The organism is Martelella mediterranea DSM 17316 (assembly GCF_002043005.1).
Taxonomy (GTDB): domain Bacteria; phylum Pseudomonadota; class Alphaproteobacteria; order Rhizobiales; family Rhizobiaceae; genus Martelella; species Martelella mediterranea.
This window is the reverse complement of sequence record NZ_CP020330.1, coordinates 4,095,768-4,107,817: the sequence shown is the minus strand read 5'-3', so window position 1 is coordinate 4,107,817 and position 12,050 is coordinate 4,095,768. Positions and strand designations below refer to the sequence as shown.

The window sequence follows — 12,050 nt, the reverse complement described above, 5'->3', positions numbered from 1 at the left end:
AAAAAGCCGCGGCGTGCTGCCGCGGCTTTCGTGTTTCATATCAACGCCGAAAATCAGAAATCGCGTTCCAGACGCAGCCAGCCGAACCAGTTCTGCTGGTTCCAGTCCTCATCGAGGAAGGCGTAGTTGAGGTTGGCGCGGACGTGGAAATTGTCCACCACCTGCCAGTCCGCCGTGGCGCCCGCTTCCCAGAAGGCCTTGTCGTTGCTGGCGACATTGTACTGGGTCTGCGGTGCGAGGATCAGGTTTTCCGTGACATTGAAATAGTAGTTCGCGGCCACAGCGTATTTCATGTAGGTGCCGGCGATCGGGGAATCATTCCAGTTGTCGGCGGTGAAGTCCGGCGCGTAGGAAATGAAGCCGCTTTCATAAAGGCCGGCGATTTCAAACGTGCCCGGACCGATGCCGATACCGGCCCATGGGCGGATGGCGTAGTTTTCGCTGTCGGTGTCATAGGCGACATCAAGCTTGATATAGCGCGAGTCGGAGGGCGCCCAGGCAATGCGGCCAGACAGGCCGAGCTTCGGGTCGTCGCTATTGTCCTTGGTGAGCGCATCGAGTTCAAGCGCGATCTGGAAGCCGTCCGACGGGAAATAGCCAAGACGCACCGCGTTGTAGCGGCTGACATTGTCGATATTGTCCAGTTCGCCCCACAGGTCCTCGTTCCAGAAGCCCTTGATGTAACCGGCCCTGAACTGAACGGCGTCGCCAATGTCGATATAGGCCTGGTCGAATTTGAAGTCGTCCCCTGACCCGTTGGAATAATAGTAGAACTCAGGCGTCATCACCGAGGTCAGGGTGCCAAGCTCGGTGTCGGTCTTGGCGGTAATCTGGAGATTGGCCTTAACGTAGGGGGACCAGTCGCTGTCATCGGCGGAGCCGGTCTGGATGCCGCCGAACTGGGTTTCGAAGCGGACATATCCGCCGATATTGAGGCAGGTTTCGGTGCCCGGAATGTAGAAATAGCCTTTGCCGAAAGCATCGCAGACCTCGACATAATTGGCGGTCACCGGCTCGATCGCCATCACGGGATCGGCGGCCCGGGCTCCGGTGGCGGAAAGCGCCAGCAGCGAAGCGGAGCCGATGAGCAATACGTTGATCTTCATGAACGGAATCTCCAACAATTGGGACGTAATGTGAATGCAGGTCGCCACGACGCACTCTTTGTTGTTCGATCAACCGATTATTGGCGATTGCGTGCCCCACTATACGGTTACGAATTGTCAAGGCAACCGCCGACCGAGGAGAGTTCACACGGTTGACGCGTAATCGCTCCAGTTTCGCCTCGGGTGTGTTGATTGGGCAACTTCTTGAGGCCGGTTGCTTAACAAGCGATAATGATAGGAAGCGGAAACTTTAAAAAATATATATAAAACAGTAATTTGTCTGTCATCTTGCGCCGTCTTCGGAGGGCGGGGTTGCGGTGGCGCATCGCAAGGACGGGGCCGCCCAGGATGCAAGCAGGCGTTCGCCGTGCCACGGGGAGGGGCGCGGCTCAGGCGGAAGGCCCCGTTCAGCGCCCACCGGATTTGCAACCGTGAAATTCGCTTCGACGACGCTTGCCCCGCGCCCCGGATTGGAGTATCAGCGCTGATGTCAATGGGGCCGTAGCTCAGCTGGGAGAGCGCTGCAATCGCACTGCAGAGGTCGGCGGTTCGATCCCGCTCGGCTCCACCAATTTCCCCTGCGATTACGAAAATTTTCCGCTCAGTTCTTGTCGTCCGGCAGGATCGGCAGCGGCATGATCTCGATGCCTTCCTCCAGAAGGTCGCGCACCTCATCGGCATTGGCTTCGCCGATAATGCCGCGTTCCTCGCTCTCTCCGTAATGGATCTTGCGGGCTTCGTCTGGAAAGCGTTCGCCGACATCCTCGGCATTGGCGCGGATTTCGGCGACGGCCTTGCGCAGCTTGTCCATCGCCTCGCGTTGGGCCTTGTCGACCAGGGCTGCCTTTCGGCTTTCCTGCTTGCGGGCGGTGGTGACCTGCGGGGCCATCAGGCTTTTGGAAACCTTGGCGGAATTGCAGACAGGACAGGTCAGGAAACCGCTTTCGACCTGCTTGTCGAAATCGGCGCTGCCGCCAAACCAGCCATCGAAATCGTGGCCGTTGTCACATCTTAGCGAATAATGGATCACGGCTTTCAGACTTCCGTAAGAGCCCGGGCTTCTTCCAGGGCGAAGGCGCGGATATTCTTCAGGTTCGGCACCTTGCCGCGCGCCGCCGTCACGGCATTGGTATCGATCTCGGCGATGATTGCGGCCTCGCCCTCGTTTCCGGCCTCGGCGATGATCTTGCCCCAGGGATCGACGATCATCGAATGGCCGAAGGTTTCGCGGCCGTCTTCATGGGTGCCTGCCTGGGCTGCCGAAATCATGTAGGCGCCGTTTTCGATGGCGCGGGCGCGCTGCAGCACATGCCAGTGCGCCAGACCGGTCTGCTTCGTGAAGGCGGCCGGCGCGGTCAGAACCTCCGCGCCGGCGAGCCCGTAGGCGTTGTAGAGGTCGGGGAAGCGCACATCGTAGCAGATGCCGAGGCCGATGGCGGCGAAGGGCAGGCGGGCAAGCACGGCCTTCTCGCCGGGACGGTAGACCGCGCTCTCGCGCCAGCTTTCGCCATTGTCGAGATCGACATCGAACATGTGGATCTTGTCGTAGCGGGCAAGAATATCCCCCTGTGGGCCAAACAGCAGCGCGCGGTTGGCGATCATGCCATCGTCGACGGCGATCGCGGTCGATCCGATATGAAGGTGAATGCCGTGCTCGCGGGCGAGCTCGGCTGCCGTCTTCACGATGATATCGTCGGCTTCCGGCTTCAGCACGGCCATCAGTCCCTTGCGGTTCTTCTGCACCGCGCCGGTCATCTCGGGCGTCTGGATATAGGTCGCGCCATGGCCGGCGGCCTCGCGCACCAGGCGGGCAAGCGTTTCGGCGTTCTTTTCGGGATCGGTGCCCGAGCGCATCTGCAGGGCGGCGGCCTTGAAGCGGGTCATCGTGTTTTCCTATGCGGCAAGCAGCGGATCAAGCTGGCCCGCCGCGTCCAGAGCGTAAAGATCGTCGCAGCCGCCGATATGGCGATCGCCGATGAATATTTGCGGAAAGGTGGACCGGCCGCCGGCGCGGTCGATCATCTTGGCGCGGACATCCGGCGTCTCGGTGGCGTTGAATTCGGTATAGGCAACGCCCTTCTTGTCCAGCAGCGACTTGGCGCGGGCGCAGAAACCACAGAAATCGCGCGTATAGATGTCGATATTGGCCATGTTCGGTCGTGCCTCCTTGTTTCAGCCTGACTGGTATAACCGGCTGGCCTTCATATAGTTTCATCAAGCACGCGTGCAAAGGTCAAAATGCTGACATCGGCGGCGCCCTTGCGCTTCAAGAGCCGCGCCGCCGCCGAAACCGTGGCCCCGGTGGTATAAACGTCGTCGACCAGCAGGATGCGCCGGCCGAACACCAGATCCTCGCTGTGCGGGGCGAGCACGAAAGCCCCGCGCACATTGTCCTCGCGGGCCGTTCTGGTCAGGCCCACCTGTTGGATGGTGCGCTTCCTGCGCCGGATCAGCCCCGGCAGGAACGGCTTGCGGGAAAGGCGCGCGAGATGGCGGGCGAGCTCCGCCGACTGGTTGAAGCGGCGCGCCATCATCCGCGTCGGATGCAACGGCACGGCGGTGATCCCGTCGCATTCCTTGACCATGCCGTCCTCGGCGCGCAGCATCCAGTTCGCCATCATCACCGCCAGATGGGTGTTGTCGCGATATTTCAGCGCGTGGACCAGATTGCGCACCGTGCCGGAATAAAACGCCGCCGAGCGAAGCCGGTCGAATTCCGGCGGATGGGCGATGGCCTCGGCGCTCAAAATGCCTTCGCCGAGATCATGGGAAAACGGGGTGCCGAGCACCGCGCAGAACGGCCTCTCGATGAAGCGGATATCGCTCCAGCAGGTCATGCAGAGCGCGCTGTGTGAACCGGTATTGCGCCCGCAGGCAGCGCAGACCGGCGGATAGATCAGATTGCCGAGCGTGTTGAGCGCGCCGAGCGCGATCGCCTCGGAGCGGGCGGCAAGGTTTTTCAGAAGCGAGGGTTCGGGCGCGTCCATGTTCTTGACAGTACCGCGTTTCCGGGTGCATTTCGAGGCCGATTTGCGGGAAAGGACATTCAGCCATGGAACAGGTTTTCGATACCGAACGCGTGGCGAGAAACCGGCTGCGCGCTTTCCGGAAGGGGCAGAGGGGCGCGGATTTCCTGCTCAATATCGTGGCCGAGGAACTGGCGGACCGGCTGGCCGTGGTCGAACGTCGTTTCGACAAGGCGGTGGAACTGCACGGTGTCACCGGCGTGGTGGCCAATGCCGCTCAGGCGACCGGCAAGGTCGGCGAGATCGTGCGGATCGAGACCGATGCGGAATTTGCGGGCGAGGGGGAGGAGCTTTCGCTTGCGCCGCTCGAATTGCCGGGGCTGGACGACCAGTCGCTGAACCTCGTGCTCTCGCCGCTTGCCGCCCATCTGATCAATGACCTGCCCGGCTATTTCATCCAAATCCGCCGGGCTTTGAAACCCGATGGCCTGTTCCTGGCGGCCATTCCGGGCAGCGGCACGCTTGCCGAACTGCGCGACTGTCTGCTGGCGGCTGAAATCGAGCTTTATGGCGGCGCGAGCCCGCGGGTGATCCCGTTTGCCGATGTCCGCGATATCGGCGGCCTGCTCCAGCGCGCCGGCTTCACCCTGCCGGTGGTCGACCAGGAAACCTATACGGTGCGCTACGACACGCTGTTCTCGCTGATGGCGGATCTCAGGGCGATGGGCATGGTCAATCCGCTTCTGGGGCGGTCCAACAAACCGGTCAGCCGCCGGTTCTTCCTGCGCGCCGCCGAACTCTACGCCGAACGATACAGCGATCCCGACGGCCGAATCCGCGCCAGCTTCTCGGTGATCTACGTCTCCGGCTGGAGCCCGCATGAAAGCCAGCAGAAACCGTTGAAGCCGGGTTCCGCCAAGGCGCGGCTTGCCGATGCGCTGAATACCGAAGAGATCAAGCTGAAGCGGTGAAGCCGCCTCTCACTCGGCGTCATCCTCGGGCTTGACCCGAGGATCCAATCACCTTTGACGCGAGAGGAGCTTGTAGGTTGGTCGGGCCGCGCGCTTGTCCGCCCGCTCCGCTCGTGGGGAGGCGTGCTTAGATCCTCGGCACAAGGCCGAGGAAGACGCCGAATGGGGCGATAGGTCGGTGGTTTAAGTGATATGCCGCGACAAGTACCAAGCACGCGCCGATCAAAGCAAATCCTGCAGGATCGGGATCAGCGGTTCGTCGGCGGGGGGCATCGGGTAATCGCGCAGGTCCTTGGCGCGCACCCATTTGATCGCCTGTCCTTCCTGGCCTTCGGGAATGCCCTGGTAGCGGCGGCAGACAAAGAGCGGCATCAGCAGGTGGAAATCGTCATAGGTGTGGCTGGCGAAGGTCAGCGGCGCGAGGCAGGCGACCTTGGTGGTGATGCCGAGTTCCTCTTCCATTTCGCGGATCAGGCAGGCTTCGGGCGTTTCGCCCTGTTCGACCTTGCCGCCGGGAAACTCCCAGAGCCCGGCAAGCGTCTTTCCCTCCGGGCGCTGCGCCAACAATATCCGTCCGTCGGTGTCGATCAGCGCGCAGGCGGCGACCAGAAGCAGTCTTTTCGATCCATCCGTCATTGTTGTTCCCGCCAGTACCGGTAGCGATAGGCCTCGGCAAATCCGAGGCTCTTGTAAAGTGCGATTGCGGCCGCGTTTGTCGCCGTTACCTGAAGCCAGGCCATGCGCGCGCCGCGGCCCTTGGCCCAGCGCAGCATGGCGGCGGCGAGCTTGCGGCCATGGCCCTGTCTGCGGGCGTCCTCTGAAACGGCGAAGGCCTCGATGCCGGCCATGTCGAAATCATGCACCGCAAGGCCAACCGCATAGGGCTTGTCGTCCTCGCGGATGAACAGGCCGTGGGCAGGCTTGATGGCGGTCACCACCTCGGCAAGCCCGGCCTTGGTCAGACCCTCAACCGGGTTGATCGCGAGCGCGGCGTCGACGAACCGCCCGACGTCCTGGCTCGGCAGAAGTTCGATGGCGTCGGCGGCCTGAAATCCATTGAGATCGAGGGTCATCACCAAGCTCTCGTCGAAGGCTTCCGCGCCTTCGGCGGCGAGATATTCGCCGATCTCCGGCGGCGTCAGCGGGGTTTCGCGGATCAGCAGCGGGCGGCCGAAGGCCGCATAATGGCGCCTGGCCTTCTCCAGCCGGATTTCCATGTCGGCGATATCGGACCGGTCCAGCACGGCCAGGCTGTTGAGCCGTTTCGACGGGTGTCCCGCCGTGACCCGAAGCTGCCACGCACCGTCATAGAGCACGTTTTTCGCCGGCCAGGCGCGCAGGCCCATGGCTTCCAGTCTGCGGACAAGCGGAAGATCAACGTTCAAGACGATTCCGATTCAGTGACGATCCGTTGCGGTGGATGTAATGACGGAGGGCCGGGCTGTAAACACAAAAGCCTCTTGTCAGCCGATCTGTGTTGCCCTGCGGCAACGCTCCCTTAGCTGCGGTAATCGCCGTTGATCGCCACATATTCCTTGGTCAGGTCGCAGGTATAGACGGTTGCCTGACCGTCCCCGATGCCGAGATCGGCGCGGATCGTGATCTCGTCCTGCCGCATCACGGCGGAGGCGTGTTCTTCCGAATAGTCCGGATCGCGCTCGCCCTGAAAGGCGACGCGGATATCGCCGAACCAGATCGCAAGCCGGTCGCGGTCGGCCTTCTCGCCGGCCTTGCCGACGGCCATGACCACGCGGCCCCAATTGGCGTCCTCGCCGGCAACGGCGGTCTTGACCAGCGGCGAGTTGGCGATCGAACGCGCGATCTCGAAGGCGGCGCGGTCGCTCTCCGCGCCGGTGACGTTGACGGTCACCATCTTGCGCGCGCCCTCGCCATCGCGCACGATCTGGAGCGCGAGATCTTTCATCAGCGCGTGCAGCGCGGCGCGGAAGTCATCGAGGCGGGGATCGTCGGGTTCGGTGACGCGGTCCTGCCCCGGGGCCTTGCCGGTGGCGAACACCAGCACGGTGTCGGAGGTCGAGGTGTCGCTGTCGATGGTGATCGCGTTGAAGCTTTCGCCGACGCCTTCGGAAAGCATGGCCTGCAGGGCGGGGGCGGCAATCGCCGCGTCGGTGGCGATGAAGGAGAGCATGGTCGCCATGTCGGGCGCGATCATGCCGGCGCCCTTGGCCATGCCGTTCAACGTCACGGAAACGCCGTCGATCGTGGCGCCGCGGGTCGCGACTTTCGGATAGGTGTCGGTGGTCATGATCGCTTTTGCCGCGTCCTGCCAGAAATCCGGCTTCGCCTGTCCGGCCATGTCGGCCAGAACGCCGGCGAATTTGGAGGCATCGAGCGGCTCGCCGATCACGCCGGTGGAGGCGAGGTAGACGTCGCCCGTGCCGCAGCCGGCCGCCGCGGCGGCGGTTTCCGCTGTCAGCGTGGTCGCCTCCTTGCCCTTCTTGCCGGTAAAGGCGTTGGCATTGCCGGAATTGACCACCAGCACCTTCGCCGTGCCGTTCGACAGATTGGCGCGGCAGAAATCGACCGGGGCGGAGGGGCAGCGCGAGCGGGTGAACACGCCGGCAACGGCGGCGGGTTCATCGAAGATCATCATCATCACATCGGTGCGGCCCTTGTACTTGATCCCGGCGCTGGCGGTTGCCAGGCGCACGCCATCGATAACGGGCATGGGGGTAAGGGATTTGGGCGCGAGCGGAGATACGGCAGTCGACATGATGACCCTCTCTTGGGCCGGGCGGAGACCGCCGCGGCCGGATAAGAAACCGGCCCGCAATGGCGGGCCGGAAACTGGTTATTGCTGCTGCATTTTATTGACGGCGTCGTAGCTGTCTTGCAAGTCCTTATCTTCGATAACGACGGTATCGCCCTTCTTCAGCGCGTTGACGGCTTCATTGTATTTCTCGCCGGCGACGAGCTGCTGAAGCTGCGGCTTGATCTGTTCGAAGGGAACCGGCGCCTTCTCGCGCTTGTCCTCGACTTCGATGACGTGATAGCCGAAATCGGTCTTGACCGGGGTTTCGGTGTATTTGCCCGGTTCCAGCGCAAAGGCCGCTTCCTCGAACGGCGGAACCATCTGGCCCTTGGCGAAGTAGCCGAGATCGCCGCCATCGGGACCGCTCGGGCCAGTGGAGTGCTCCTTGGCGAGCTCCGCGAAATCAGCGCCGTTGTCGAGTTCCTTGATGATTTCCTTGGCCTCATCCTCGCTCTCGACGAGGATATGGCGGGCATGGACTTCTTCCTGCTTCGGCGCCTTGGCGATCTCCTCGTCATAGCGCGCCTTCAGCATCTCGTCGGTGATCTGGGAATTGATCACCTGGTCGAAATAGGCGTTATAGAGTTCCTGCTGCTGCAACTGCTCCATGCGGGTCTTGAACGCATCGGTCTGGTCGAGGCCTTCCTCCTTGGCGGCGTCCGCGATCAGCTTCATGTCCACAAGGCTCGACAGCGCGATCGCGCGCATCTGCTCTTCGGGCATCTGGCCGAATTGGCCCTTGAACTGATCGACGGTGCTCTGAAGCTCTTCCTCGGTGATCGGCGTGCCGTCGACGGTCGCGACCACGGTCTGGCCGGCATCGGTGTCCTGCGCGAACACCGGCGCGGCAAAGCTGACGGTCGTTGCGAGCAGCACTGCGGCTGCCAGGGTTCTTTTCTGCATAAGTTCACCTTTTCATTGTTTGAACGTAATCGTAGCGGCCCGTCGGGATGCGCCGATGATTGTGCGGGAATGTGGTCGTCGCATCTCTGTCCGTCAACGCAAAACGGCGTATTACGTTGCAACCTTTCCGCTTTTTAATCTGAAGAGAAGCTGAACGCGGACCGGTTTTCCTCCCGTTTGCGGTCATTGCCGCGCGGCCTTCGACGTTGACATGGCGTGCCCCCCCTCTTATCTGTCTGCCAAGCCAGCGTCGATAGACGTCCGGGCGCGCAATGGATGCGAACAGGGCGCTACGTAGAGTTTAAATATGACAACTTTCGGAAAGAGCTATTGAAATGGTCTCACTCGGTGGCGTAGCCCGCAAATTGTTCGGTTCGGCCAACGAGCGCCGCGTCCGTGCCTACAGACCCCGCGTCGTCGCGATCAATGCGATGGAAGAGCAGATTTCGGCGCTTTCGGATGAGGCGCTGAAAGCCAAGACCGACGAATTCAAGAAAAAGCTCGAAGACGGCAAGACGCTCGACGACATTCTTGTCGAGGCCTTCGCCGTGGTCCGCGAAGCCTCCAAGCGGGTTCTCGGCCTCAGGCCCTTCGACGTCCAGCTTATCGGCGGCATGATCCTGCATGAAAATGCGATCGCCGAAATGAAGACCGGCGAAGGCAAGACCCTGGTGGCGACCCTGCCGGTCTATCTCAACGCCCTTGCCGGCAAGGGCGTTCACGTCGTCACCGTCAATGATTATCTCGCCCGGCGCGACAGCGAGCACATGGGCAAGCTCTACGGCTTTCTCGGCATGACCACCGGCGTGATCCATCACGGGCTCGACGACCGCCAGCGTAAAGAGGCCTATACCGCCGACATCACCTACGCCACCAACAACGAACTCGGCTTCGATTATCTTCGCGACAACATGAAGATGCAGCGCGCCGAAATGGTGCAGCGCGGCCACAATTACGCGATCGTCGACGAAGTGGACTCGATCCTGGTCGACGAGGCGCGCACGCCGCTGATCATCTCCGGCCCGCTCGACGACCGCTCCGATCTTTACGTGTCGATCGACAAGATCATCCCGATGCTGGAAGAGGGCGATTACGAGCTCGATGAAAAGCAGCGCTCGGCCAATTTCTCCGAAGACGGCATGGAAAAGCTCGAAAAGCTGTTGACCGAAAACGGCATGATGAAGGGCGCCTCGCTCTACGATATCGAGAACGTTGCCATCGTCCATCACCTCAACAACGCGCTGAAGGCCCACAAGCTGTTTTCGCGCGACAAGGATTACATCGTCCGTGACGGCGAGGTCGTGATCATCGACGAATTCACCGGACGCATGATGCCGGGCCGGCGTTATTCCGATGGCCAGCACCAGGCGCTCGAGGCCAAGGAGAACGTCAAGATCCAGCCGGAAAACCAGACGCTCGCCTCGATCACCTTCCAGAACTATTTCCGCATGTACGACAAGCTCGCCGGCATGACCGGCACGGCGGCGACGGAAGCGGAGGAGTTCGCCAATATCTACGGTCTCGACGTGGTCGAGGTGCCGACCAATATGCCGATCGCGCGTATCGACGAAGACGACGAGGTCTACCTGACGGTGCAGGAGAAGTATCTTGCGATCGTCGAGGAGATCAAGGAGGCCAAGGCCAAGGGCCAGCCGGTTCTGGTGGGCACCACCTCGATCGAGAAATCCGAGCTTCTCGCCGCCGCTCTCAAGAAGGACGGCATTACCGATTTCAGCGTGCTCAATGCGCGCTACCACGAGCAGGAAGCCTTCATCATTTCGCAGGCCGGCGTGCCGGGCGCGCTGACGATCGCCACCAATATGGCCGGTCGCGGTACCGACATCCAGCTCGGCGGCAATCTGGAAATGCGCATCGAGGCCGAGCTTGGCGATACCGAGCCGGGCACCGATATCGTGACCAATGAGCAGGGCGAGCGGGTGGAAGTCGCCCGCAAGTTTACCCCGCCGGGTCCCGAACGCGACGCGAAGGAGCAGGCGATCCGCGAGGACGTCGCCCGGCTGAAGGCCGAGGCGCTGGCGGCCGGCGGTCTTTACGTGATTGCCACAGAACGCCATGAGAGCCGTCGCATCGACAACCAGCTGCGCGGTCGTTCCGGCCGTCAAGGCGACCCGGGCCGTTCCAAATTCTACCTGTCGCTTCAGGACGACCTGATGCGCATCTTCGGTTCCGACCGCATGGAGAGCATGCTCACCAAGCTTGGCCTGAAGGAAGGCGAGGCGATCGTCCATCCGTGGATCAACAAGGCGCTGGAGCGCGCGCAGAAGAAGGTCGAGGCCCGCAACTTCGACATCCGCAAGAACCTGCTGAAATACGATGACGTCATCAACGATCAGCGCAAGGTCGTGTTCGACCAGCGCAAGGAACTGATGGATTCGGAGGACATTTCCGAAATCGTCAGGGAAATGCGCGAGGACGTGGTCGAAAAGGCCGTCAAGGCCCGCATTCCCGAACGCGCCTATGCAGAGCAGTGGGACGTCGCCGGCCTCAAGGAAGATTGCCTGCGCATTCTCAATCTCGACCTGCCGATCGAGAAATGGGCAGAGGAAGACGGCATTGCCGAGCCTGAAATCGAGGAGCGCATCAACGAGGCGGCCAAGCAGATCGAGGAAAACCGCGCCAAGCAGGCCGAGCAGTTCGGCCCCGACGTGCTGAAATATGTCGAGCGGCAGGTGACGATGCAGGCGCTGGATCATCTCTGGCGCGAGCATATCGTGAACCTCGATCACCTGCGCTCGGTCATCGGCTTCCGCGGCTATGCCCAGCGCGACCCGCTGCAGGAATACAAGGCCGAGGCGTTCGAACTGTTCCAGGCGCTGCTCGGCAATATGCGCGAGGTCGCGGTCTCGCAGCTGTCCCGCGTCCAGCTCGTGCGCGAGGCTCCGCCGCCGCGCCCGGAAATCAACCCGGCGCAGGTGCGCGCCAGCCACATCGATCCGGCAACGGGCGAGGACGAGATGGCCGGCGAGCAGGTCGCTTCCGGCGACGCCGCCACCATGCCGGAAGAGTGGAAAAACACCGGCCGCAACGAGCCGTGCCCGTGCGGCTCCGGCAAGAAGTTCAAGCATTGCCATGGCCAGCTGTTCGCCTGAGCGCGCGGCGGCATCTTGCGGATGGGCGGCGCGGACCCCGGCCGCCCAATCCACGCTTGCCAGCGCTTTTGGGTTGCGCTACAAAACCAGCATGACGATCAAGACGAACAACATTGCAAACTGGTGGTGGGCTCGCTAACGGCGGCCGCGATCACGCATGTTCAGTTGATCTGACGAAGCCGCCCTCCAACGAGGCGGCTTTTTTGTTAGGGCCGTCTTTG

At 62.0% G+C, this 12,050-nt stretch carries 11 protein-coding genes and 1 tRNA gene; 3 read left to right on the top strand and 9 right to left on the bottom strand.

The genetic code is table 11. The features are described from left to right. Window positions 1-53: 53 nt before the first annotated feature. Window positions 54-1,106 (bottom strand): porin, encoded by a 1,053-nt coding sequence (locus Mame_RS19155; protein WP_018065455.1) that lies wholly within the window; start codon window positions 1,104-1,106, stop codon window positions 54-56. 495 nt (window positions 1,107-1,601) lie between these two features. Here Mame_RS19155 and Mame_RS19150 point away from each other — a divergent pair. After that, a tRNA-Ala gene (locus tag Mame_RS19150) sits at window positions 1,602-1,677 on the top strand. Window positions 1,678-1,707: 30 nt separating this feature from the next. Here the strand turns inward: Mame_RS19150 and Mame_RS19145 are convergent. Genes Mame_RS19145 through Mame_RS19130 form a run of 4 tightly spaced genes read right to left on the bottom strand, consistent with a single transcriptional unit; the run spans window position 1,708 to window position 4,093 of the window. Continuing rightward, a complete protein-coding gene (locus Mame_RS19145) occupies window positions 1,708-2,136 on the bottom strand; it encodes a DUF1178 family protein (RefSeq protein ID WP_018065454.1) in 429 nt (142 codons plus the stop codon). Window positions 2,137-2,141: 5 nt separating this feature from the next. Further along, window positions 2,142-2,990, bottom strand: a complete 849-nt coding sequence (locus Mame_RS19140) for a carbon-nitrogen hydrolase family protein (protein WP_018065453.1) — start codon at window positions 2,988-2,990, stop codon at window positions 2,142-2,144. A 9-nt stretch (window positions 2,991-2,999) separates the two neighbouring features. Then, entirely contained in the window at window positions 3,000-3,257 is a 258-nt protein-coding gene (grxC, locus tag Mame_RS19135) for a glutaredoxin 3 (protein WP_018065452.1), read from the bottom strand. Between the two features lie 50 nt (window positions 3,258-3,307). Then, window positions 3,308-4,093 carry a ComF family protein gene (locus Mame_RS19130; protein WP_018065451.1) on the bottom strand — a complete coding sequence of 262 codons (786 nt, stop codon included), beginning with the start codon at window positions 4,091-4,093 and terminating at the stop codon, window positions 3,308-3,310. Window positions 4,094-4,158: 65 nt separating this feature from the next. On the opposite strand from Mame_RS19130, the gene Mame_RS19125 reads away from it, so the two are divergent. Continuing rightward, window positions 4,159-5,043, top strand: coding sequence for a methyltransferase domain-containing protein (locus tag Mame_RS19125; protein ID WP_018065450.1), 885 nt, complete (start codon window positions 4,159-4,161; stop codon window positions 5,041-5,043). A gap of 222 nt (window positions 5,044-5,265) precedes the next feature. Here Mame_RS19125 and mutT read toward each other — a convergent pair whose 3' ends face one another. From mutT to Mame_RS19105, 4 genes are all read right to left on the bottom strand, one after another. Next, window positions 5,266-5,679: an 8-oxo-dGTP diphosphatase MutT gene (mutT, locus tag Mame_RS19120; RefSeq protein WP_018065449.1), complete on the bottom strand. Its 414-nt coding sequence runs from the start codon at window positions 5,677-5,679 to the stop codon at window positions 5,266-5,268. Further along, window positions 5,676-6,428 carry a GNAT family N-acetyltransferase gene (locus Mame_RS19115; protein WP_018065448.1) on the bottom strand — a complete coding sequence of 251 codons (753 nt, stop codon included), beginning with the start codon at window positions 6,426-6,428 and terminating at the stop codon, window positions 5,676-5,678. The genes mutT and Mame_RS19115 overlap by 4 nt, the downstream gene beginning before the upstream one ends. A gap of 113 nt (window positions 6,429-6,541) precedes the next feature. After that, a complete protein-coding gene (gene argJ, locus Mame_RS19110) occupies window positions 6,542-7,777 on the bottom strand; it encodes a bifunctional glutamate N-acetyltransferase/amino-acid acetyltransferase ArgJ (RefSeq protein ID WP_026173585.1) in 1,236 nt (411 codons plus the stop codon). Window positions 7,778-7,855: 78 nt separating this feature from the next. Then, entirely contained in the window at window positions 7,856-8,719 is an 864-nt protein-coding gene (locus Mame_RS19105) for a peptidylprolyl isomerase (protein ID WP_018065446.1), read from the bottom strand. Window positions 8,720-9,054: 335 nt separating this feature from the next. Between Mame_RS19105 and secA the strand changes: the two genes are divergently transcribed. After that, window positions 9,055-11,829, top strand: coding sequence for a preprotein translocase subunit SecA (secA, locus tag Mame_RS19100; RefSeq protein WP_026173584.1), 2,775 nt, complete (start codon window positions 9,055-9,057; stop codon window positions 11,827-11,829). The last annotated feature ends 221 nt before the right edge of the window (window positions 11,830-12,050 follow it).